Origin of the sequence: Paracidobacterium acidisoli (assembly GCF_003428625.2) — a bacterium.
GTDB classification, from domain to species: Bacteria; Acidobacteriota; Terriglobia; order Terriglobales; family Acidobacteriaceae; genus Paracidobacterium; species Paracidobacterium acidisoli.
In genome coordinates this window covers 202,303-226,003 of record NZ_QVQT02000004.1, presented here as the reverse complement: position 1 = coordinate 226,003, position 23,701 = coordinate 202,303, and the positions used below count along the sequence as shown (strand labels likewise).

Annotated in this window: 20 protein-coding genes; 15 read left to right on the top strand and 5 right to left on the bottom strand. The window is 59.7% G+C overall.

Going from position 1 to position 23,701, the window contains the following annotated elements:
- Positions 1–59: 59 nt before the first annotated feature.
- Together D0Y96_RS12035 and D0Y96_RS12030 are read right to left on the bottom strand one after the other, a co-directional pair.
- Complete coding sequence (locus tag D0Y96_RS12035) at positions 60–629, bottom strand: thioesterase family protein (protein ID WP_117300196.1); 570 nt, start codon at positions 627–629, stop codon at positions 60–62.
- 261 nt (positions 630–890) lie between these two features.
- On the bottom strand, positions 891–1,508 hold the full coding sequence (locus tag D0Y96_RS12030) for a thiamine phosphate synthase (RefSeq protein ID WP_117300194.1): 618 nt from the start codon (positions 1,506–1,508) through the stop codon (positions 891–893).
- 137 nt (positions 1,509–1,645) lie between these two features.
- Here D0Y96_RS12030 and sthA point away from each other — a divergent pair, with 137 nt between their 5' ends.
- Complete coding sequence (sthA, locus tag D0Y96_RS12025; protein WP_117300192.1) at positions 1,646–3,043, top strand: Si-specific NAD(P)(+) transhydrogenase; 1,398 nt, start codon at positions 1,646–1,648, stop codon at positions 3,041–3,043.
- Positions 3,044–3,061: 18 nt separating this feature from the next.
- Positions 3,062–3,964 (top strand): ROK family protein, encoded by a 903-nt coding sequence (locus D0Y96_RS12020; RefSeq protein ID WP_117300190.1) that lies wholly within the window; start codon positions 3,062–3,064, stop codon positions 3,962–3,964.
- Positions 3,965–4,076: 112 nt separating this feature from the next.
- Here the strand turns inward: D0Y96_RS12020 and D0Y96_RS12015 are convergent, their stop codons facing one another.
- On the bottom strand, positions 4,077–5,000 hold the full coding sequence (locus tag D0Y96_RS12015; RefSeq protein ID WP_117300188.1) for a DUF1684 domain-containing protein: 924 nt from the start codon (positions 4,998–5,000) through the stop codon (positions 4,077–4,079).
- Positions 5,001–5,211: 211 nt separating this feature from the next.
- Between D0Y96_RS12015 and D0Y96_RS12010 the strand changes: the two genes are divergently transcribed.
- On the top strand, positions 5,212–6,012 hold the full coding sequence (locus D0Y96_RS12010) for an NIPSNAP family protein (protein WP_117300186.1): 801 nt from the start codon (positions 5,212–5,214) through the stop codon (positions 6,010–6,012).
- Positions 6,013–6,540: 528 nt separating this feature from the next.
- Positions 6,541–9,999 carry an outer membrane beta-barrel protein gene (locus D0Y96_RS12005; protein ID WP_117300184.1) on the top strand — a complete coding sequence of 1,153 codons (3,459 nt, stop codon included), beginning with the start codon at positions 6,541–6,543 and terminating at the stop codon, positions 9,997–9,999.
- 157 nt (positions 10,000–10,156) lie between these two features.
- Here the strand turns inward: D0Y96_RS12005 and D0Y96_RS12000 are convergent, their stop codons facing one another.
- Positions 10,157–11,629, bottom strand: coding sequence for an outer membrane beta-barrel protein (locus D0Y96_RS12000; protein ID WP_117300182.1), 1,473 nt, complete (start codon positions 11,627–11,629; stop codon positions 10,157–10,159).
- 330 nt (positions 11,630–11,959) lie between these two features.
- Between D0Y96_RS12000 and tgt the strand changes: the two genes are divergently transcribed.
- Entirely contained in the window at positions 11,960–13,099 is a 1,140-nt protein-coding gene (gene tgt, locus D0Y96_RS11995) for a tRNA guanosine(34) transglycosylase Tgt (protein ID WP_117300180.1), read from the top strand.
- 389 nt (positions 13,100–13,488) lie between these two features.
- Here the strand turns inward: tgt and D0Y96_RS11990 are convergent, their stop codons facing one another.
- The gene (locus tag D0Y96_RS11990; protein ID WP_117300178.1) at positions 13,489–13,914 is read right to left on the bottom strand and encodes a c-type cytochrome; all 426 of its coding nucleotides are present in this window, start codon (positions 13,912–13,914) and stop codon (positions 13,489–13,491) included.
- 162 nt (positions 13,915–14,076) lie between these two features.
- Between D0Y96_RS11990 and D0Y96_RS11985 the strand changes: the two genes are divergently transcribed.
- The 10 genes from D0Y96_RS11985 to D0Y96_RS11940 all read left to right on the top strand — a co-directional run bounded on the left by D0Y96_RS11985 (position 14,077) and on the right by D0Y96_RS11940 (position 23,577).
- Positions 14,077–14,964 carry an RNA polymerase sigma-70 factor gene (locus D0Y96_RS11985; protein ID WP_117300176.1) on the top strand — a complete coding sequence of 296 codons (888 nt, stop codon included), beginning with the start codon at positions 14,077–14,079 and terminating at the stop codon, positions 14,962–14,964.
- The gene (locus tag D0Y96_RS11980; RefSeq protein WP_147325040.1) at positions 14,961–15,473 is read left to right on the top strand and encodes a hypothetical protein; all 513 of its coding nucleotides are present in this window, start codon (positions 14,961–14,963) and stop codon (positions 15,471–15,473) included. The genes D0Y96_RS11985 and D0Y96_RS11980 overlap by 4 nt, the downstream gene beginning before the upstream one ends.
- A 108-nt stretch (positions 15,474–15,581) precedes the next feature.
- Positions 15,582–16,778 (top strand): Fic family protein, encoded by a 1,197-nt coding sequence (locus D0Y96_RS11975; protein WP_147325039.1) that lies wholly within the window; start codon positions 15,582–15,584, stop codon positions 16,776–16,778.
- A 401-nt stretch (positions 16,779–17,179) separates the two neighbouring features.
- Positions 17,180–17,491 carry a preprotein translocase subunit YajC gene (gene yajC / locus D0Y96_RS11970; protein WP_350449049.1) on the top strand — a complete coding sequence of 104 codons (312 nt, stop codon included), beginning with the start codon at positions 17,180–17,182 and terminating at the stop codon, positions 17,489–17,491.
- A gap of 27 nt (positions 17,492–17,518) precedes the next feature.
- Positions 17,519–19,141, top strand: a complete 1,623-nt coding sequence (secD, locus tag D0Y96_RS11965) for a protein translocase subunit SecD (RefSeq protein WP_117300170.1) — start codon at positions 17,519–17,521, stop codon at positions 19,139–19,141.
- A 127-nt stretch (positions 19,142–19,268) separates the two neighbouring features.
- Positions 19,269–20,486, top strand: coding sequence for a protein translocase subunit SecF (gene secF, locus D0Y96_RS11960; RefSeq protein WP_117300168.1), 1,218 nt, complete (start codon positions 19,269–19,271; stop codon positions 20,484–20,486).
- Between the two features lie 359 nt (positions 20,487–20,845).
- Positions 20,846–21,577 carry an energy transducer TonB gene (locus D0Y96_RS11955; RefSeq protein ID WP_117300166.1) on the top strand — a complete coding sequence of 244 codons (732 nt, stop codon included), beginning with the start codon at positions 20,846–20,848 and terminating at the stop codon, positions 21,575–21,577.
- A 101-nt stretch (positions 21,578–21,678) separates the two neighbouring features.
- A complete protein-coding gene (locus D0Y96_RS11950) occupies positions 21,679–22,419 on the top strand; it encodes a MotA/TolQ/ExbB proton channel family protein (protein WP_117300164.1) in 741 nt (246 codons plus the stop codon).
- 120 nt (positions 22,420–22,539) lie between these two features.
- Positions 22,540–22,992: an ExbD/TolR family protein gene (locus D0Y96_RS11945; protein WP_117300162.1), complete on the top strand. Its 453-nt coding sequence runs from the start codon at positions 22,540–22,542 to the stop codon at positions 22,990–22,992.
- Positions 22,993–23,142: 150 nt separating this feature from the next.
- Positions 23,143–23,577, top strand: coding sequence for an ExbD/TolR family protein (locus D0Y96_RS11940; RefSeq protein ID WP_117300160.1), 435 nt, complete (start codon positions 23,143–23,145; stop codon positions 23,575–23,577).
- Positions 23,578–23,701 lie beyond the last annotated feature (124 nt).

The following is a 23,701-nucleotide window of genomic DNA, read 5'->3' as shown; positions in this document are numbered from 1 at the left end:
GGGACGGTGCGAGTGCGGGCTTTCCCGGTACTGCCCTGAGTCCACTTCTCTGAAAATCCTTACAATCCGTCGGCCTGAACCAGTTTTTCCCGGGTGAGGGTGTTCCACTGCGCGAGAGATTCAGGCATGAGGGGCGAGGCGAGGCCGGGAGCGACGAGGTGGACGATCTGCTGCGGCGCGACGTTGCCGGTCTTTGCGCGGAAGAGTCCTTTGACCCAGGCGATGGCGGCGAGGCCATCCGTATCGGAGCCGGGGGTGGTCGGGGTGCGAAAGACCTGCTCCATGTAGAACCACTTTTCATCCCAGCAGAGGATGCGCGAGGCGAGGGTGAAGGGCGCAAAGAGATTCAGGGAGCGGCGGTAGGTGATGAAAATGGAGCCGACGAGCGGCATCCAGCGGGCGCGGAGAGCGGGGTCGAGGGCGCCGATGGCCGCGATGAGGTGCATGCGGCCGTAATCCATGAGACTGAGGTAGCGGGCGTTGTTGAGGTGCAGGTTGAAGTCGATGTCGAGGGGCCGGACGCGCATTGCGAGGCAATCCTCGTCGAGAACGCCGATGCGGGGCAGCGGCCGGATGCGCTGGCGAAGGGCGAGAGCGGGAATGCGGACAAAGCTGTTGAAGTGGGACATGGGAGAAAGCAGCCAGGAGGCGGTCAGCGAAGAAACGGTCAGCTAAAGGCCGGTTAGCTGAAAAGCGGTCAGCGGAGGTCCGGTCAGCGAAAAAGCAGCCAGCGGACGGAAATCAGCTCCTTTCTTTCGCAGTGTACACAGCGTGTGCGGGATTTTGGGACGGCGGTCAGCGTTGCCGGGATAGATCCGTCCGAAACAAATCAATCTGATGAATCAGCGCTGCCCGGGATACGCCGGTCCGGAGTGAACCAGCCGAAGGAATCAGCGGAGGGCGTGCCAGGCGCCGGTGAGAAAGAGGCGGATAGCGGCGATGCCGGCGGCTCCTGCATCGACGCAGACGCGGGCGTTGGAGGCGGTGATGCCGCCGAGGGCGAGGACGGGGATGTCTCCTGCGGCCTGGCAGGCCTGGCGGAGCGGTACGAGGCCCTGGCCGGGGAGGGTGCGGGTTTCGGTCACCTTTTCAAAGACCGGCGCGAAGAGCAGCAGAGATGCGCCGCGGGCCTGGCGGATGTCGTCGGGATTGTGACAGGAGACGCTGACAAGAGGCTCGCGCCCGGCGCGGCGGTAGGCCTGTTCGGCGGCGGTGATGCCGGGAAGGCCGATGCCGCTCGAGAGGTGGATGCCGTCGGCGTTTGCTGCGAGGGCGAGCTGCGGGGGCGCGCTGAGGAGCAGGCGGGTTTTGCCGCCTTCGGCGTGAACGACGGCGGCGATTTCGGAGGCGAGGGACTGGAGATCGGGAAGTGGGAGATCCTTTTCGCGGATCAGGATAAAGGGAATGCCGTCGCGGGCCCAGATTTGGGTGCGATGGACGAGCGCGGCGCGGCGGGAGGACTCGTCGTCACCGAGCAGTTTCCGGTTGGTGATGGCGCAGAGCAGCATCCCGAATTGAGTCTACCGCGACGGACTACGCCAAATTGGGAAGAAAGCTCTCCACTAAATGTCCTTTCACGCAATTCTGATCCCCGACGGTTTAAGATCAAGCCCTGGAGCACGCCTTTGAGGCCTCCTCTGACGACATGACGAAATACGATTTGCTGGTGATAGGATCGGGTCCTTCGGGCCAGCGCGCCGCCGTTTCCGCCGTGAAGAAGGGGAAGAGCGTCGCGCTGGTGGAGATGCGCAGTGTGGTGGGCGGTGTGTGCATCAATACCGGAACGATTCCGAGCAAGACGATGCGCGAGGCGGTACTGCATCTCTCCGGATACAACTACCGCTCGATTTACGGGATGAATTACCGCGTGAAGGAGAAGATCACGATGTCGGATCTTGCCTTCCGGGTGCAGCACGTGATCAAGACGGAGATCGACGTCACCGAGGCGCAGCTTTCGCGCAACGGTGTGGAGGTAGTCAGCGGCACGGCGCGCTTTGACGATCCGCACCATGTTCACGTGGAAGGGCCGCGCGGGACCAACAGCTACGAGGCCGAAAAGATCGTGATCGCGGTGGGGACGCGGCCGGCGGATTCGGCGAAGGTTCCGATCAACGGGCGCACGATCATCAACAGCGATCAGGTGCTGGAGCTGCAGGACCTGCCGAAGACGCTGATCGTGGTGGGCGGCGGCGTGATCGGCGTGGAGTACACGTGCATGTTTGCGGCGCTGGGCGTGCGGGTGACGCTGGTGGAAAAGCGGCCGAAACTGCTCGAGTTTGCCGATCAGGAGATTGTGGAGGCGCTGAGCTACCATCTGCGCGACAGCCGGGTAACGATGCGGCTGGCCGAAGAGGTGGAGAGCGTTGAGGAGCTTCCTGACGGGACGGTCGTCGCCAATCTGGAGAGCAAAAAACGGATCTCGGGCAATGCGCTGCTGTACGCGGTGGGACGCCAGGGCAATATCGACGAGCTGAACCTGACGGCGGCGGGCGTCGAGGCGGACGGGCGCGGGCGCATTCCGGTGGATCAGGATTTCCGGACGAAGGTGCCGCATATTTTTGCCGTCGGCGACGTGATCGGTTTTCCCAGCCTTGCGTCGGTTTCGATGGAACAGGGGCGCATCGCGATCGAGCGGGCGTACGGAAACGACTCGATGCAGTCGAACCCCAGCTTTTATCCGTATGGGATTTACACAATTCCGGAGATCTCCTTTATCGGCAAGACAGAGGAGCAGCTGACGGAAGAGGATGTTCCGTATGAGGTGGGCGTCGCGTATTACCGCGAGATTGCGCGCGGGCAGATACGCGGCGACACGACGGGACGGCTGAAGCTGGTTTTTCACCGCGAGACGCGGGCGATTCTGGGCGTACATATCATCGGGGAAGGCGCAGCGGAGCTGGTGCATATCGGCCAGGCGGTGATGACGCTGAACGGCACGCTGGACTATTTCATCGATTCGGTATTCAACTATCCCACGCTGGCCGAATGCTACAAGGCGGCAGCGTTTAACGGAGTCAACAAACTGGCGCGTTTCGAAGACTGAGCCGGCAGGAGGAGCAGGATGGCAAAGACCGTGGGTGTGGTCATGGCCGAGCGGGTAAAGGTGGGGCTTCTGGATGACCATACTCTGCAGGGAGCGCTCCAGGAGTTTCCGAAGCGCACCGATGACACGAATGCTCTTTTGGAGATGCCCACGGACGCACTGTGCGAGCTGATCTGCGACTCCATTGCAGAGGTAGCTCCGGCGGGCTCTGAGATTTCCGCAGTGGGTGTGGCGATGCCGGGGATCGTGCATAAGGGCGTGATTCTGGATTCTCCGAATCTGCCGCAGCTGAAAGGCGCGCATGTCCGGGAGAATGTGGAGACAGGGCTGAAGGCGCGAGGCATCGACTGGACGGTGCAGGTCTTCAACGACGCCGATGCCGTCGCCGCCGGGCTGGCTGCGAGCCGGGGACGGCTGGACCGCTCGGTGCGGGTGTGGACGATCGGCAACGGGATTGGATTTGGGCGGTTTCCCTACACGGAAGGACCGTGGGAGGGCGGACATACAACGGTTACGCTCGACCCGAAGGAGAATTACTGCGGATGCGGCGGACGGGGACACCTGGAAGGCATTATGGGCCACCGGGCGATGCGGCTGCGCTTTCTTGACCTGGAGCCGGACGAGGTATTTGCCGCGGCTAAAAAGGGCGACCGGCGGTGCGTGGAGTTCGTCGAACTGTGGCACAGGGCGCTGGCAGCCGCGACGGCCTCGCAGATACATCTGGAAGGGCCGGGAAAGTTTTACTACACAGGCCGGGATATTCAGCGGCTGGAGCTGCCGCTGCTGAAGCAGTATCTGTACGAGATGGTCAAGATGAGCCCGCTGCAGAGCTATACGGTGGAGGTTCTGCCGGAGGAGCATACGACCTCAGTGATTGGAGCCGGGGCCGCGGCGGAATACGTGATCCGCAGCGCGGTCTAGGCAATTCCGGGGCGAAGGCTATACGCGACGCTGGCTGGTCTGCGCACGGGCGATCTTCGGATACGGGTTTTCAGGTTTTGCTCTTCCGTGCGCGGTCGCGGTGCATTGCCATTCAGTGCGAATAGCGCTCTTCGCCGACGGGGAGAGCGATACTCAGGCGGTTCTTCTCGGGCGGCAGCGGGCACGTGGCGTACGGTGTGTAGGCGCAGGGCGGATTCCGCAGGCGATTGAAATCCAGGATCAGGTGGCCGGGCTTGTCGAGGCCGTGGTCGGGGAAACCGGTGTAGAGGAAGCGGGCTGCGCCGTAGCTGGTGGTGCGGCTGGTGATATCGCGCACGATGAAGAAGAGCTGGGTATCTCCGGGCTCTTCAATGACCGGCTCAAGCTGCAGGGTTTTGCCGTCGAGGATGAATTCGGCGATGCCCGGAGCGGGGAGGTTGAGCGTGGTGCCGATGATGGTCGCGATGTGAAGCGTGCTGCCCGGAGCCGAGGGAATCCATTTTGCATCGACGCGATAGTGCGGGTCGGCCGGATACCAGTGCAGGCCGTGGAAGTGGAGCCGCGTGGGGGATTGCGCGTCTTTGATGCGGAGCGCGAAGCGGCCTCCGCGATGGATGACGGTCATGGTAAGGCTTCCGGCGGTGAGGACGGAGGGGTGGTTCTCGCTGTCATCGGTGAGCAGCACAGGCTGCGCGGGTTTGCCGTCGACGCGGAGTGCGGCGGGAAATCCGCCAGGCGGTGGGATGAGGCGCACCTGAGTGCCACTGAGCAAGAGAATGCCCAGATGCGGAGCGGCGGATGGCGCGGTAAGACGGATACGACTGCCGTCGGCTGAGCCGAAGGGATTGGCTCCGGGCTGTAGCCAGTCGAGGCCGACGAGTGTGAGCCAGCTATCGGGCTGCGCGAGTCCCTTTTCGCGATCGGCCCGCCAGGCGAGAAGATCGGATTTCCACTGAGCGGGGACGACGACGGCGGCGGCGAACAGAGCTGCGAGAAAGAGAGCAAGGGCTGTGGCGAATGTCGTAAGGAATTTCATGCATGGTTCTCCGGGTATGCTTCAACGGCAGAAGAAGCGACAACAGAAACCGAAGAATGGACAGCGCGCACTCACGGGATGAGGGTAGCGCCACGTTGCAGGCGGGGTCAAACGAGCGACGCGAGCACGGCGATCATACAGACACAGTGGAGCGGACCAGGTGTGCCGCAGGTCACGTAAAATTGCGGACATCTTCCAGAAGGAGAGATTCATGCAGCGCCGCCAGTTCCTTGCCGCTTCCCTTGCCACATCTGCTCTTGCCCTTACGCGCGACCTTTCCGCGCAGACTCCCCCTGCCGCCGCCAGCTCGCGCGAGTTTTATCAGCTTCGCCGCTATCAGCTGGAGAGCGGGCCGCAATCCAGATTGACGGAGAGCTATTTCGGCGATGCGCTGATCCCGACGTTAAGCCGCATGGGTATGGGACCTGTGGGCGCATTCAAGGTCGATTACGGTCCGGAGACGCCGACGTTCTATCTGGTGATTCCGGGATCGTCGGTCGAGACGCTGGCGACGCTCGATCTGCGTCTTGCGGAGGATGAGGAGTTTCTGAAGGCGGCGGACCCGTACTGGAATGCGCCGGCGAATGCACCGGCCTTCCGGAGGATCGAGAGCTCGCTGCTGGAGGCGTTTCAGGGATGGCCGAAGCTGACTCCGCCGCCGGCCGCCGCGACGAAGGGGAAGCGGATCTATCAGCTTCGCACCTATGAGAGCGCCACAAACCGTGACCATACGCGCAAGATCGAGATGTTCCATTCGGGCGAGTTCGAGATCTTTCAGCGGTCGGGATTTCAACAGGTGTTCTTCGGCGATACGCTGATCGGCCCCAAAATGCCGTGTCTGACCTACATGCTGAGCCTGGGAAGTCCTGCGGAGCTGGAGCCGAAGTGGGCGGCATTTTTCGGTGATCCGCAGTGGAAGAAGCTGGCGGCAGATCCGCATTTCAGCTTTGAGCCGACAGTCAGCAATGTGACGAATCTGCTGCTGAGTCCGCTGAGTGTGTCTCAGGTGTAGCGGCGGGAAAAATTTTCCGGGGAAGATCCTTCGGCGCAGCCGCGCCGGAGGATTTTTCTTTTGGGATATCTCTTTTGGAGCCATCGGGAAGACGCATGAAACCGCGCCTGAACGGGCTGTTTCGAGGGGATGGATGAGCGATGTAGTTCGTGCTTGACAGGGGCAATTGGAGCAGACTATTCTTCACCGCCAGTAAACATTTACACGACTGCCGGAAGCTGAAAGCAGAGGTTCGAAAAGCATCACGGCAGCAACTTCCAAAAGCCTTTTAGTAAAAGACTCCAGAGGGTTCCCCGGAGATCATGCAGAGAAGCAATTGAAAAATGCAGAGAAACTGAAGGCGGATTGTAACGGCGAATGGGCAAACGTTATCTCAGCCTGGATCGAGAGCTGCAGGCGGGTTCCGGAAGAGCAGAGCGCCTGATGAGGCGCCGGAACGACTGACCGGAGTTTTTATCGACAGACAAGGCAAAATGCCCACGGACTCAGCAAGGCACACAGGGTAAGGAAAAATTTCAGGAGGCGTTTATGAGACGCATAGCTTTCTGGCTGGCAGGTATCAGCTTCGCGCTGATTCTTCTCGCTCCAGCCGCGAGATCGCAGGAGAATGCGACGATTACCGGAACGGTCACAGACCCGACTGGAGCGGTGGTTCCGAATGTATCCATCGCGCTCACCAATCAGGCGACCGGCCAGGTGAGACAGACGGTGTCAAACAGCGCAGGTATTTATCTCTTCGCCAACGTGGGTGTAGGCCACTTCACGCTGAATGCGACGACGCAGGGATTTCAGAAGTTCACCCGTACGGACATTGTGGTGAACACGGACCAGAGCCTGCGAGAAGACGTGAGCCTGACGGTAGGCAGCGAAGGGCAGACGGTGACTGTCCAGGCGAACGCTCTGCAGGTGCAGTCGGAGACGAGCGAGCTGAGCACACTGATCAGCGGCCAGCAGGTGGCCCAGCTTGCGACCAACGGCCGCAACGTAACGGCGCTGGCGGCTCTTGGCCTCGGCGTATCGAATAATCTGCCGGCCTTCAGCGGCGTGAATGCGCTGACCTCGGCCAACGGCATCAGCTTCAATGGCACACGCACCACGCACAACATCTACCTGCTGGACGGAGGCGAGCTGAACGATCGCGGCTGCGGCGGCTGCTTCGGCTCACTGCCCTCGATTGACGCTCTCTCCGAGTTCCAGACGCTCGACAGCAACTATTCACCGGATTACGGCATCGGCTCGGGCGGCACGATTCTGATGGTGATCAAGTCCGGCACCCGTGATTTTCATGGCGAGCTGTATGAGTTCAACCGCAACGAAGATTATGACGCCAACAACTACTTCACCAACCTTGCGAACCAGCCGCGGCCTGAGTTTCGTCTGAACGAGCCGGGCGGCAATATAGGCGGTCCGCTGTTTATTCCGCACATCTACAACAACGCGCGCAAGCGGACCTTCTTCTTTGTGAACGAAGAGTGGCGGAGACTGATCCAGGGAAGCACGCCGTCGATTGTGAATACGATCATGGCGAACAATTTTCCGACGGCGGGCCAGGACCTGCATTACACGGTTCCGGGCAGCAATGCGAATCCTGTCGTGCCCACCACAACGGACCCAAACAAGCTCAGCCTGTATGCGGCGGATGGACTGACTCCCGGCCAGCCCTTTCCGGGCAATGTGATTCCGGCCAACCTGATCGATCCCAATTCGGTTCTCGAAGTGAACGCGGGTACCTTTCCCCGGCCGAACTATGGGGCGGCCCAGTTCATCTCGTCGATTCCGCAGACGACCAATGTTCGCGAGGACGTGGTCCGCATCGATCACACCATCAACAGCAAGCTGCAGCTGATGGGGCATCTGCTGCATGAGCCGGTGACGGCGACCTTCTTCCCGCCGCTGTGGGGTCCGGGCGGGGATTATCCAACGGTCGGGACCCAGATGCAGAATCCGGCATGGTCGTCGGTGATCAAGCTGACACAGACGATTTCTCCCAACCTTCTGAACGAAACGTCCTACCTTTACAGCGGCAACAAGATCACTCTGTCGCCGATCACCGGCCCTGGCGGCTCATTCGTGCAGCCGAGCGGATGGTCGGCGACGAGCTTCTTCCCGGTGTCGGATAACGTCGGCAGCCGTATGCCGGAGATCGACCTACAGGGATCGCCGCTCAACCAGACATGGACATCGAGCTACTTCCCCTGGAAGAACGGATACGAAGGCTTCGAATGGCGTGACGATCTTTCGTGGACGAAGGGACGGCATGCGCTCAAGTTCGGATTCAGCTGGCTGCACGATTACAAAAACCAGCAGCTGCAGGCGAATACGCAGGGAACCGCAGCATTCAATTCCAGCGCGTTTTCCGGCGACTCTTATATCAACTTCCTTCTGGGCGATGCGACCAGCTTTACTCAGCTGCAGTTTCTGGCCGGCAAGCACTGGGTCAACAATAACTATGGCTTTTACGCCAACGATAACTGGCATATCAGCTCGCGGTTGACGCTGAATCTGGGTATCCGCTTCGACGGCCTGCCGCATGCCTTTGAGCGGTATAACCAGTTTGCCAATTTCGTGCCAGGCGACTACAACACGTCGCAGGGCTATCCACTGAACGCGGATGGAACGCTGAACTCCGCCTTCCTCACCAATTTCAAGGGCCAGGGCTTCTACCTCAACGGCATCCAGCAGGCGGGCGTCGGCGGATTCCCGCGCGGGAACGTCCAGAACAAATACAACACCTGGCAGCCCCGCATTGGATTCGCCTACGATCTGAGCGGAGACGGAAAGACGGTGGTTCGCGGCGGATTCGGGCTCTTCTATGAGCGTGTGCAGGGCAACGACGTATATAACGCTGCTCTGAACCCGCCCTTTGCCTATCAGCCGGCGGCGAACAACGTGTACTTCTCCAATCCGAATACCAGCGCACTGACAGGAAATACGACATCGCAGACCTTTCCTTCGGTGCTGACGAATCTCGAGTACAAGTACACACCTCCGGGAACTGCGATGTTCAGTCTGGGCGTGCAGCACCAGCTGGCTCCCTCGGTTGTCCTGCAGGTGCAGTATGCGGGCTCGCTGGGATGGGACCAGAACGACGATCGGAACATCAATACGCTTCCGCTGACCGATCCGAACAACGCCGCCAATCCATATGACCTTCGTCAGGGCGTTTCGAATGGCTCACTCAATGCCAACCTGTACCGCATCTTCCCGGGGTTCGGCGGCGTTACCCAGGAAGAGAACGAGACTAACTTCGGCTATAACGCGCTGCAGGCCGGTCTGCGCATGGAGAACAAGCACGGGGTGACGGCGCAGATTGCCTACACGTACTCGCATGAGATCGATGAGACCAGCAACGATCTTGGCGCGATTTCGAATCCATTCAATCCGGGGTATGACCGCGGCTCGGGAACGCTCGACCGCCGTCATATCCTCAACGTGAATTATATCTATGCCTTCCCGTTCTTTGCGCACAGCTCGAGTGTGGCGGCCCGCACGGTCCTGAGCGGCTGGGAGTTCTCAGGTATCACGACGGCAGAAACGGGAGTTCCGCAACCCCTCACCTATACGGGTCCCATTGCCGGTACCACCGGCCTGACGGATACGCTTGGCCTGGGCGGCGGCACAACGAATCGTCCTGACCTCGCTGGGAAGGTTTCCTATCCGAAGACGCGAACAGCATGGTTTACACCCAGTGCCTTCGCGAATCCCGTCGCTCCGTGGAATGGAGGAGGAAACGATGGCTTTGGCAATGCCGGAAAAGACGCTGTCCGGCTGCCTGGGCTGTTCAACTCCAACTGGTCACTGTTCAAGACGATTCCGTTCACGAGCGGGGAAGGACCGAACCTGGAGCTGCGGTTCGAATACTTCAACATCTTCAACCACACGGAGTTCAATGCCATCGATGCCAACAGCGGTGACGCGAACTTCGGCGCGGTTACCAACTCGTACGATGCCCGAACCCTGCAGCTTGGAGCGAAGCTGCACTTCTAAAGCAGTAAAGAAAGAGGGGCTGTATCCGGATCTTCCGGGTGCAGCCTCTTTATATTTCCGGGGAAGTTTCTTCAGAGCGATTTGCGGGGAACGCATCCTTTGCCGGGCGGCAGGACAGCGGGGATGCGCTCGCTTATGTATTGCAGCGCTGACGGCGTCAGAAGTGATACGTCAGATCGCCGGCGACGATGAACTGGGTGTACTTCGTCCCGTTGTCGTAGGCGGGAAGATCATACGAGTGCTCGAGCCGGAGCTCGGGGCGGAAGAGAATGGTCGAGCCGATCCAGTAGCCGTAGCTCACAAGATGCTCTGAGTACTTTGTGACGTGGCCGGTGCGCTGCCCTTTGATGTCGTTCACGAATTCGTTGCGGATCGACAGATAGTGGTGCGTGTCGAACTCGTGCTCGAGGTAATTGACGACGGCAACTTCGGGCGCGAAGCAGGTGCGCTGGCCGGCGCTGCAGAAGGCTCCGTTGGCTCCGGTCTCGGGCGTGATGGGATTCGCGACATTTCCGGCGATGTTCGGCACCTGGCGCTCGTACATGTACCAGGTTTCGGTATCGGTGTGCCACTTTGCATTGATTTTGTGATACCAGGTCTCGTAGTAGCTCTGCACATTGTTATAGGCGTATTTGCCGTTGTTGACGGAGTTGGCGCAGGTGTAGAGCGCATCGCCGCCTTTCCGCCAGGTGTAGTCGGCGCAGGCGGTTCCGGTGGGCTTCGCATCCTTTGTCCAGGGCGCAACGTCGTTGCCGGCGGATAATCCGCCCTGCACGAGCCAGTGACTGGAGAGCTTGACACTCGCGACGATGCCGGTCTGCGTATAGGGATCGATCGTATAGAGCAGAGAGTGCGAATAGGTGTAGTTGTTAGGCGCGAGCTGCGCCTCGATATCGGGCAGAGAGATGTAGCGGCCGATGCGGATATTTATTCCCTGAGCAACATGAGGAAAGTAGATGTCGAAATAGAGCATCACGGGGTCGTAGCCGTACTCGTGATTTTCTGCCAGCAGCTGCTGGGAAAAGATGCCCTTCGATGTGGTGTAGCGATAGTCCTGCCCCCAGAGCTGCGCGAAGCGAAAGCCGTAATCGACATGATCGGTCTGCACGGTGTTGGGCAGGCGCTCAATGTAGAGCACTTCCTGATCGGGCGTGATGCGGTTGGGATTGTAGTAGTAAGCGGCGGGGGAGTTTGCGCCATCGCCTTTGTTCGAGGTGCTTACGTTGAAGCCGCCATTGAACCATCCATAAATTTTGGTGCGGGTGCGGTTCTCGTTGATGGCCTGCATCAGCGGATAGGTCTGCGTGTCGGGCGCGCCGATGATGGGGGTTCCTCCGACGGAGTAGTCCGGGCTGGGAAACGGTATCGAATCGAGAGGAGCGTCGTAGCCGCGACGGGCGGGCGCAGGGCCGGCGTCCGGCGCAGGATTCCAGTCGCTGCGGTAAGCCTCTCCCAGACGGGAGAAGAAGCCTGCAGCGGGAGCGGCTGCACCCGGCGAAGACGAAGAGGCGGACACCGCAGAGGAAGGCTCTTCAGGGAGCGGCGCACCGGTGGCCGTCTGCTGGGCACTGACTCCGGAGGAAAAAAGCAACAACAGGGAAGCGATAAAAAGAAGACGCAAGGGGAACACCTCAGATGTTCAGGAGACAGCATTCCCCATAAGGAACTTATGGGGTTCCCATCAGAAATCCATAAAGACCGGCGTGCATGAGAGTGCTGGCGGAGGCCGTTACGGTACCCTTCGACTTCGCTCAGGGCAGGTTCTGAAGCCGTGCCCTGATACGAAACTTTGCAGGGGCCGATTTATCAGATACTTCCGAAGCCCAGTGCTTCTGCCGAGTCTCGTGGGCGCGAGACGGAATGCAGATCCCTCCGCTGCGCTTCACTTCGTTCCGCTCCGGTCGGGATGACAAAGGTTTAAGGGGGAGTACTCGTTCTCCTGCCCGGTACAATCACGGAAGTGTCTCTTGCATTTCAGATTCATGCCGAGTCGGGAGCGGCCCGGCGCGCGACGATGATGCTGCCCCATGCCGCGGTCGAGACGCCGGTGTTTATGCCGGTGGGAACGGTGGGCTCGGTGAAGGCGGTGCCGCAGCATCTGCTGGAAGAGCTGGATGCGCGCATCATTCTGGGCAACACGTATCACCTGTATCTGCGGCCGGGACATGAGCTGGTGCGGCGGATGGGCGGACTGCACCGCTTTATGAGCTGGGAGCGGGCGATTCTGACCGATTCGGGCGGATTTCAGGTCTTCAGCCTGAATGAGCTGAGGAAGGTCACGGAAGAGGGCGTGGCGTTCCGGTCGCACATCGATGGATCGTCGCACTTTTTCTCGCCGGAGCATTCGATGGATGTGCAGGTTGCGCTGGGCTCCGATATTGCGATGGCGTTCGACGAGTGTACGGAGTATCCGGCGGATTATGCGCGGGCGCGGAAGTCGCTCGACCTGACGCTGCGCTGGGCGCAGCGCAGCCGCGATCACTTTGAAGCGCACAAACACGAGAGGCCGTGGAGCGAGGGATTTGAAGGGAAGATGCCCAGCCTGTTCGGGATTGTGCAGGGCGGGATGTATCCCGATCTGCGGCGGGAGTCGGCGGAGCGGCTGGTGGAGATGGATTTTCCGGGCTATGCGATCGGTGGATTAAGCGTAGGCGAGCCGAGAGAGCTGACGCGGGAGATCATTGCGGCGACGCTGCCGCTGCTGCCGAAGGACAAGCCGCGCTATGTGATGGGCGTGGGTTATCCCGATGAGATTGTAGAGTATGCGGCGATGGGCGTAGACATGATGGACTGCGTGCTGCCGACGCGGGCGGCGCGGCATGGGCTGCTGTTTACTTCCGAGGGGCGGCTGAACATCAAGAACCGGCGGTTTGCGGAGGATCAGGGGCCGGCCGATCCGAAGTGCGACTGCCTGGTGTGCCGGCGCTACAGCCGGGCCTACCTGAGGCATCTGATGACGGCACAGGAGCCGCTGGCAGCGGTGCTGAATACGCTGCACAACCTGGCGTTCTATCTGGGGACGATGCGCAGGGTGCGCGAGCGCATCGAGGCCGGGCTTCCGGTGACGGACCTGAAGATGGAAGCCTCGCAGAGCGCCTGAGCGTTCTACCCCATTCTGGTCGTCCTGATCGTGGGGTCCGTTTGCAATGCAGGAAAAACCAACCATCCCTCAGCGCTGAAGCCGCACATGTTTGTGCTTCTTACGGCTGAACAGGCTGCCGAAAAGAGGGAATTTGAGGCGAAGTCAGCAGAAAAGAAGGTCACAGGGGCTAAAGCCCGGCTGATTCTGAAGCATTTGCGGCACGACTGAAGTCGTGCCCTGATACAAAACAGAGTTTTCCGCAACCTGTGATGCAAACAAAGCAATGAGCCTTTCACCACGCACCCCGCCTGATACAAAGCAGAGTTTTCCGCAACCTATGAAGCCGTGCCCTTCCCCCAAATTATTCAAACCGATCCGCTACTCCGTCTTAACCCACTACGCCATCTTTATTGTTTGGACATCGACCGCAGGTAGATGACCAGGTTCCAGATCTCAGCCGGCTTCGCGCGGCCTTCCTCGGGAGGCATCTGGCCCTTTCCTTTGAGGATGACGTAGTAGAGCTCGCCGTCGGTCATGCTTTTCAGCGTGGCGGAGCTGGTGAAGTCGCCCATAGGCGTTTTCATGTCGGCGGCGACATCGCCTTTGCCGTCCCCTTTTTCGCCGTGGCAGAGAGCGCAGTCATAGCCATAAATCTGTTTGGCGCGCGCCTGGGATTCTGCGGTGGGCTTGACGGGGTTGGGGGTCTGGGCGGCATCGGCCGGAACGGCAGGTGCGGGTGCGGCTGCAGGCGCTCCGGACGGAGGCGGGGTTTGCACCGGAGCGGAAAAGGCGAAGAAGGCCAGAGACGCGAACATCAGAAAAGGCCTGAGCATTGCAGCCTCCTGATACAGGGTGGGGGGAATCCGCAGAACACTTTACGCCTGAACGGGAGCGGTGGAACAGGATTATTCGCAGACAGGTGCACGTTATGTTCACACCGCGGTAACTGCGCGGTGTTGTCACGCTCAGAAGAGGAATCCGGTCATAGTAAGCAGATGGAGAGTTCGGGCGCAGAGATATTTGCCGGAGAGCGGCGTTACCTGCTGTCGCTGGCGTACCGCATGCTGGGCAGCATGGCCGATGCGGAGGATCTGGTGCAGGAGGCGTGGCTGCGCTGGAGGCAGGCCGATACGGAGGAGATTCGCTCGCCGCGGGCCTACCTGACGACGGTGGTGACGCGGCTGGCGATCAATTATCTGGACTCGGCCAGGGTGCGGCGCGAGGAGTATGTGGGGCCGTGGCTGCCGGAGCCGGTGGTGACGGTGGGCGCGGCTGACCCGGTGGAGCTTTCGGAGTCGCTGGCGATGGCGTTTCTGGTGCTGATGGAGAGCCTGACTCCGGTGGAGCGGGCGGTCTTTCTGCTGCACGACGTCTTTGACTACTCGCACGCGGAGACGGCGCAGATTGTGGGCAGCACGGAAGAGGCGTGCCGGCAGATGCTGCGGCGGGCGAAACAGGCGATGGAGGCGCGGCGTCCGAGATTTCATCCTGAGCCCGGGGCGGTGGAGCGGCTGATGCAGCAGTTTGGCGCGGCGGTGCAGGGCGGCGACCTGGAAGGGCTGATGAGCCTGCTGCATGAAGACATCACGGTGTACTCGGATGGCGGTGGACGGACGCGCGCGGCGCTGAATCCGATCCACGGACAGGACCGGGCGGCACGGTTCCTGATCGGGATTGCGCGCAAGGGTGGAGAGGGGCTGAGGCGCGAGCTGACCTGGATCAACGGGCAGCCGGGATTTATCGGCTTCCGAGACGGAGCGGCGCAGACGGTGCTGGTACCGGATATCGAGGAAGATGGCGTGGGCGAGGGACGGATTCGGGCGATTTATATCGTGGTGAATCCGGACAAACTGCAGAGACTGCCGAAGGAGGGAGAGGCATGATGAACTGGCTGGTGAGGAGACGTCTGGACAAGGCGGAGAAGTTTCTGGGGGTACCGATCGATGAGACGCGGTTTATAGCGAAGCATTCGATGAAGGCGCTGCGGGCGTACAGCGGCCTGCAGGGGATTTCCCGGTTTCACGGGCCGCTGGAGGCCGAGGTGTATTACACGGCCAAGATTGCGGCCTACCGGCAGGAAGACTGCGGAAGCTGCCTGCAGATCACGGTGAACTTTGCGAAGCGCGACGGCGTGCGCACGGAGCTGATTCGCGATCTGCTGGCGGGACGGCTGCAGGCACTGCCGGAGCTGCTGCGGGATGTTTACCGCTTTGCTGCGGAACAGGCGAACCGGATCGACAACGCGGAGCTGCGGGAGACGATGCGCGAGCGCTACGGCGACGAGGGGCTGATTACACTGGCTCTGGCCATTACGAGCGCTGGGACGTTTCCGACGCTGAAGCGGGCTCTCGGGTATGCGACGAGCTGTTCGCGGATACAGATTGTGGCGTGAGAGAGTAGGGGGGATTCTGATTGTGTTTTCCCGGAGGCGTGTGCCTACTCCCTTCGCACACTTGCCGTGAGCAATAGTGCAATATTATTTGCCTATAGTTAATTAGTATTGTACTTTATTTTGAAGCCTTGGTATCTTTGGCTGATGCTGTTCAAGAGTGCAGAGATCGGCGAACCTGAATCCCAGGTCATCGTTCGGATCGATGAAGCGAGAAATCGATTACGGCACAACCTTGCCACTCCCCGGCGATGGACGGGGCTTCTTCGGCGCAACACATTTGCTCGCGCTATCAGAGGTTCAAACAGTATCGAGGGATACAACGTAACAGCCGAAGACGCCATAGCCGCCGCCGAGGGAGAGGAGCCATTGGACGCGAAACGGGAGGCGTGGCTCGCGGTGACTGGATACCGCACTGCCATGACTTTTGTTCTTCAATTGGCGAAAGATAAGAATTTTATCTATAGCGAAGGATTCATTCGCAGTCTGCACTTCATGATGCTTCAGCATGATCTCTCAAAGAACCCCGGAAATTGGCGACCGGGCACGATTTATGTTCGCGAAGAGGCGAGCGGCGAGATTGTCTATGAAGGCCCGGATGTGGAGATGGTGGCTGGATTGATTGAGGAGCTGGTCGAATTTCTCAACGAAGACGAGGAGCGCTCCCATGCTCTGATCAAAGGAGCGATGGCCCATCTCAATTTGGTGATGATTCACCCTTTTTCAGATGGGAATGGCCGCATGGCACGTTGTCTGCAGACTCTCGTACTGGCGCGTGAGGGAATTCTGGAGTCAGAATTCTCTTCGATTGAGGAGTACCTGGGTCGAAATACCCAAGCTTACTACGATGTGCTGGCGAAGACTGGCGCAGGTTCCTGGCATCCACAAAGTACTACACGAGACTGGATTCGGTTTAACCTGACTGCTCACTATCGTCAAGCACTGACTCTGCTTAACAGAACAAAGGTGATGGATTTGTTGTGGCAAGAGATGGAGCAGGTAGTAAAGGCGCGAGGTCTTCCTGAGCGTCTGCTTTACGCTATTTGCGATGCCGCAATCGGTTATCGAGTTAGAAATGCCAGCTACCGTAACCTGGCAGAGTTGAACGACATAATGGCCAGCCGAGACCTTAAAGCAGCCGTCGATTCAGGTCTTCTCATTCCTACCGGCGAGCGCCGAGGTCGTTTGTACAGTGGGGCTCTCCAAATCAAGGCTGTGTTTGACCGACTGAGGGGAGAATACCTGAGACCGATTCCCGACCCGTTTGTCCCGGAGACGGGGCAGCTGGAATTCACTACTCTTTCATAGCTTCCCTAACGCTCCACGAGCAGCCTGGCTAAAGTCCTCGCTCGCGGATGGTACTCCTCGACATGGTGTCGAAGCGCCTTCATGGCAGACTCGGCGGAATTTGAGATATTGAATGGCCATCATGAGATGGACCTCTGGTCGCATCTCTTGACAGTGGGGGCGTGGTACGTGATTCTTAGAGGCAGGCCTCTCTTCCGGCACTCCGCTGTCGTGTGTATGTGCCCGGGATGGTGAGACGGGACTGAAGGGCGGGCCATCCCCAGGAAGCAGCTGGAGCTGTTTGCAGCATGCCGGATGTGAAGGTATGCGGAAACGCGGCCGAACCGGCGACAGGGACCTTCCGCGGAGAGAAATAACGTTTGCGGCTGGACGGCCGAGGCTGATCCGGCCAAAAGGACTGTGTGTTGACGTCTACGACTTTGCTGGCCGCCGCAGCCATTCCGCCCGGAATGATGCAGTTACTTCCTTTCCTCCTGATTATCGTGGTCTTCTATTTTCTTCTGATTCGGCCGAATCAGAAGAAGCAGCAGAACTGGCAGCAGATGCTGAGCAATCTGAAGCCGGGTGACCGGGTAACGACGACCGGCGGCATCCGCGGCGTGATTCTCTCCATTAAAGAGGACGCGATTCAGCTGCGTGTTCCCCCCGACAATCTGAAGCTGGAAGTGATCAAAACGGCCATTGCTTCCGTTACCCAGGACGAGGCGAAGTAAGGGGCCCTCCAGCCGGACACGAATTCCATGCGTAAGAATCTCACCACTAAAACGATCACGATCTTCGCCGTACTCCTCGTCTTCATCATCGGAATCATTGGTATTCCGAAGGGATTCAGCGGCAGCGCTCTGAAGGAGTCGCTGCTGAGCCGGATTCATCTTGGCCTGGACCTGAAGGGTGGAACCCACCTGATTCTGCAGGTCATGGTGGATGAGGCCGTGGGGGCGAACACGGACAGCGACGCTGCCCGGATTCAGACCGATCTGCAGCAGAACAGCGTCGCCGGCGCAACGGTGATCAAGCCCGATCCGAAGGGGCGGCCGGATTATATCCAGATTTCGGGCGTTTCGACGGATCACGTGGGCGATGCGCGCGAGGTGCTGAGCTCGCGGTACGGCAGCCAGTACGATATCGGCTCGGCCGCGGACGGCGCGCTGACGCTGACGATGAAGCCGTCGGTCGAAGCGGAGATGAAGCAGCACGCGCTCGAGCAGGCGATCGAGGTGATTCGCACCCGCGTGGACTCGCTGGGTGTGAGCGAGCCGGTGATTCAGGAGTACAACCTGGGCAGCGATCAGATCCTGGTGGAGCTGCCGGGTGTGGACGATCCGGCGCGCGTAAAGGAAGTGATTCAGTCGACGGCCCGCCTCGAGATCCATCTGGTGACCGGAGGCCCGTGGCCTGACCAGCAGACGGCGCTGCAGGCGATTGGCGGCACGGTTCCTTACGACTCCGTGCTGCTGCCGAGCGTTCCGGGGGCATCGAGCTCGGACAGCGGCTCAGCGTGGTATGAGCTGACGCGCATTCCGGCCGTGGCGGGAACCGATATCCGCGACGCGCAGCCGGGCACGAATCCGGATACGAACGAGCCGCAGGTGGTCTTCTATCTGACCAGTGCCGCGGGCGACCACTTCGGGCAGTTCACGCTGGCCAACAAGGGCAAGCCACTGGCGATTGTGCTGGACAACAAGGTTCGCGAGGTCGCCGATATCCGCGACCAGATTCGCGATACGGGAACGATCTCGGGCGGAGGCATCTCGGCCCAGGCGGCGAAGGACCTTTCGATGCTGCTGCGGACGGGCGCGCTTCCGGCCTCGATCCGGTACCTGCAGGAGAGCACGGTCGGGCCGTCGCTGGGCGCGGATTCGATCCGGCAGGGCGTGATGGCGTCGGTGGTCGGCATGCTGGCCGTGATGATCTTCATGCTGGTGTATTACCGAGGCGCGGGCATTAACGCCGATCTGGCGCTTTTCCTGAACCTGGTGATTCTGCTGGGGTTCATGGGCTATACGGAATCTGTGCTGACGCTGCCAGGCATAGCGGGCGTGATTCTGACCATTGGTATGGGCGTCGACTCGAATGTGCTGATTTTTGAGCGCATCCGGGAAGAGCTGCGCGCAGGGAAGACTCCGGCGGCCGCGGTCGATCAGGGATTTGCGCACGCATGGACGACGATTCTGGATACGCACGTGACGACGATGGTCTCGGCGGCGATTCTGTTCATCTTCGGAACCGGTCCGGTGCGCGGATTCGCTGTAACGCTGGTCTTTGGTCTGGCGGCGAACCTGTTTACCGCGGTGTTTGTGTCGCGTGTGATCTTCGACGCGAACCTGAACCGCAAGCAGCGGGGCGAGGCGATTTCGATTTAGGAACCGGCCGTTCAGGCAGCCGCGCCTTCGGCGGAACCTGCCGTTCGGGCGTACGCGCCTCCGGCGCAAATGCGAACCGCTCCCGCTGGTCGCGAGTTGCGGGAGCAGGACTTGAGGGACTGACGCTGTGGAACTGTTTCATGACGTAAAGATCGACTGGCTGGGGAAGAAATGGTACTTCCTCGGGTTTTCTCTGATTTTCAGCGTGTCAGGCCTCCTGTCGCTGCTCTTCTGGCATCATCTGCCGCTGGATGTCGATTTCACGGGCGGCACGGTGGTGCGCGTCAAGTTCGGCCAGAAGCCGGATACGGACAAGATCCGCGAGGCAGCCAGTAAGGCGGGACTGGGCGATGTGCGCATCCAGAGCATCGCCAACACGGCGGAGTCGAACAACGAGGTGTACATCACGCTGGCGCAGAAGCAGACCAGCGAGGCGTCGCTCGACCGGGGCCGCGCAGCCATCGTGAAGACGCTGACGACGAATTATTCGAAGGCGGGCCCGGAGGATGCCGGGAAGATCGATCTCGATAATGCCGGGCGAGGGTCTCTGTCGGCGTGGCTGGAGCAGAAGGACCCTGAGCATCTTGGAGGCGCCGACAGCCAGAATGCGCAGACGCACTATGAACAGCAGGCGGCGGCGATCCAGAACTATCGCGATGTGACGCACGGCGGTCTGATCGATTCGATCGACGGTCTGAGCAGCGTGGCCGATGCCGCGGTGGTCAGCGAGCTGAAGCAGGACGGATACCTTTCCGGCTTTGCCATCCGCAACGTGGAGATTGTGGGACCGCAGGTGGGCAATCAGCTGAAGATGCAGGCGCTGTATGCGACGCTGTATTCGCTGGCAGGCATGCTGATCTATCTCTGGTTCCGATTTGAACTGATTTACGGCGTGGCCGCGGTCGTTGCCGTATTTCACGACACGCTGATTACCATCGGCGCATTCAGCCTTACGAATCAGGAGATTTCGCTGACGGTGATTGCGGCGATCCTGACGCTGATCGGCTACTCGATGAACGATACGATCGTGGTCTTCGACCGCATTCGCGAGAATCTGCGTATGACACGACGCGAGCCGCTTACGGACCTTGTGAACCGCAGCATCAACCAGACGCTGAGCCGAACGGTGCTGACCTCCGGTCTGACCTTCCTGACCGTGCTTTCGCTGTATGTGTTTGGCGGCGAAGTACTTCATGGCTTTTCGTTTGCGCTGGTAATCGGCATCCTTATCGGAACCTACTCGTCGATCGCGGTTGCTGCACCGATGCTGGTGGCGTATCAGGACTGGCGTGCGGGGCGCGGACGCCGCGCCACGCTGCCTGCGGCAAAGAAGGCAAGAGCCTGAGGCGAAAGCTCAGGCAGATACATGCAAAAACAGGAAAAGCGGCTTTCGCTTTTCCTGTTTTTGTTTCCACGGAAGAGATTTTCAGCATCAGATTCCTTTGCCGGGTTTCCCATCGTATGCCGGATGTGTTATCAAAGCAGAACTCGGCTTTTTGTCTGGAATGCAGTGTCGAAATTTCGCCGAACAATCTGCAAATGGAACAGGGCTGTCGCAGGCAGCCGTGTCGACGCAGGACGGCGAGGTGAAATATTTGTTGCGCCGGGGCGAATGTGAATTTTGTCCGGAACAGCCGGGAACAAAACGGGGCTGTGACGGTGTCTAAAGGTGGTAACAACGTTTTGGAGGGTTCGAGGTAGGCCATGTTTGAAGATGCCCTGATGGAGTCCGGCGGCAAAATCAAAACGAAGAGCAAGTACTACACAGTTTTCGGGATCATCCTGAACTGTTCGATTCTTGCGGCTCTGGTTTTGTATCCGCTGATTTATCCCGAAGCCCTGCCTAAGGCGATGATGACCACATTGCTTGTGGCACCGCCTCCACCGCCGCCGCCGCCGCCGCCGCCGCCGCCAGCGGCTCCGCAGGTGCAGCATGTGGTTTCGGAAGTTCTGAATAACCAGCTCACCGCTCCGACCAAGATTCCCAAAGAGATCAAGATGGTGAAGGAAGAAGCTGCTCCGCCAAGCGCGGGCGTGGCCGGCATGGAAGGCATGGCCGGCGGCACCCCGGGCGGCGTGATGGGCGGCATTCTCGGCGGACTGGGCAGCGCGCCCGCTCCGGTCGTGAAGAAGGCAGCGCCGACCGGCCCGATCAAGGTTTCAGCGGGTGTGGTCAGCGGTCTGAAGATTGCCGGCATGGAGCCGCAGTATCCGGCGATCGCCAAGGCAGCCCGCATTCAGGGCACGGTGGTGCTGCAGGCAACGATTTCGAAACAGGGCACGATTCAGAACCTCCGCGTGATCAGCGGCCCGCCGATGCTGCAGGCCAACGCCGTGGAAGCTGTGAAGACGTGGCGGTACAAGCCCTATCTTCTGAACAATGAACCTGTCGAGGTTGAGACGCAGATCAACGTCATCTTCAGCATGGGCGGCTGATCGGCAGTCATTTCCGGTCTCGCCGGGATTAACCCGGCGAGGCATTCCAACAGCACCAATACCGGTACTTACCAGAAGCAACTCCCCAGGAGGAAGATTCAGTGATTCTCGCTCATCTCAGTCAACTCGTTTCAAACCCCGCGGCCCTCGGCTTTTTCCAGGACAATACGCAGGTGGGTTTCAGCCCCATTGATCTGTGGAACAACATGGGCTGGCTGGCCCGCGGCGTCGTGTTCATTCTGTTCATCATGTCGATCTGGTCTCTGGCCGTGATTATCGACCGCTGGCTCTATTTCGGAGCGGCCCGTAAGCAGTCGCGTGAGTTTGCTCCCCGCGTCGCCGGCGCCCTGAAGGAAGGCAAGCTGGACGAAGCGGTCAAGGTTGCGGATCGCAACAAGAAGTCGCACCTGGCCGAGGTGGTTACGGCCGGTCTGCAGGAGTTCCGCAACTACGGCAGCGGCGGCGCTGTGACGCCGGAGCAGATCGAGTCTTCGAAGCGCGCTCTTGAGCGTGCCGAAGCGATCGTGCATGCGAAGCTGAAGCGCGGTCTGGGCGGTCTGGCCACGATCGGCTCCACGGCTCCCTTCGTCGGACTGTTCGGAACGGTCGCCGGTATCCTTAAGGCCTTCCAGGAGATCGCGACGCAGAAGACTCCTGGTATCGGCGCTGTGGCGGGCGGTATCTCGGAAGCTCTGGTTACGACGGCTTTCGGTCTGCTGGTGGCCGTGCCGGCGGTGTGGACCTTCAACTACTTCACCAATAAAGTGGAAGCCTTCGACGTCGAGATGGACAACTCGTCCAGCGAGCTGATCGATTACTTCCTCAAGCAGGGCCGTCGCTAACCACGGTCTTTGTTCGAGACAGCGGGAATCCTGGCCGGGGTGGCTGAGTGGGGACTCTGCCTCCCCCGGCAACTGATTTCGCTGTGATTCAGAGAAGAGCCCGAAAGACGGAGCATACAAATGTCAATGGTTGTCAGAGACGAAGGCAGCAAGGTTAATTCCAACATCAACGTGACCCCTATGGTGGACGTGATGCTGGTGCTGCTGATTATTTTCATGGTCATCACCCCGATGCTGAACAACAAGGTGAACGTCGATCTGGCGCAGACAAATACCGCTACGCCGATGGACGATGCCAACAAGGAAGATTCAGTTACGGTGGCGATCACCCGCGACAGCAAAGTGTATCTGGGGCAGAACCAGACGTCGATTGACCAGCTTGGCTCGCAGGTTCACGACATGCTGGAGAACAAGACGAACAAGATCGTATACTTCCGCGCAGATGCGCGTGCGCATTACGGCACTGTGGAAGATGCCATCGACGCGGTGCGTACCGCCGGCGTCGAGGAAGTCGGTCTGCTGACAGAGCAGCGCTCGAATGCGCTGAATATGTCCGGCACCAGCGGAGAATAGTGGAAGGATCTTCCGGGATTACAGCTGCGAAGGGCGCGGGCCGTCCATGCAGCGTCCACCGGCAGGAAGCGATTTCGAGCCGGGTTCCGGAAGATGCGGGCAGCATAATCTGACAGAGGTCTCCACTTCGGAGAAATGAGGAACTGACGTATGGCAATGAGTTTGGGCGGTTCGGGCGGACTGAATTCCGAACCCAATGTGACGCCGCTGATCGATGTGCTGCTGGTGCTGCTGATCATCTTCATGGTGATCGTGCCGGTTACGCCGCACGGGCTCGATGCTCTTGTGCCGCAGCCGCCGAAGAATCCGAATCAGCAGCAGCCGAATGACCGCACCATCGTCGTGCAGATTTTCGGTACCGGCAACGGAAATCCAACTTACAAGATCAATCAGGACGATGTGGCCAAGAACCAGCTTGAGGACAAGCTGAATGCGATTTATTCGGCGCGTGCTGAGAAGGTCATGTTCGTCAAGGGCGATCCGAATCTGAACTTCGAGTCGGTTGCCGAGGTGATCGATATTGGCCATGCGGTTGGTGTGGATCATATCGGTCTGATTACGCCGAAGATCGAAGCCGGCCAGTAGATCCTGCGGCGACGCTCCGGCAAGCCGCCTGACGACTGATTTTGTGTTTCCCCGGTTGTGCGGCAGACGCTCGCGAACGATGTTCAGAATACAATTGCCGCACGATAGTTTTTGAAACTGCAGA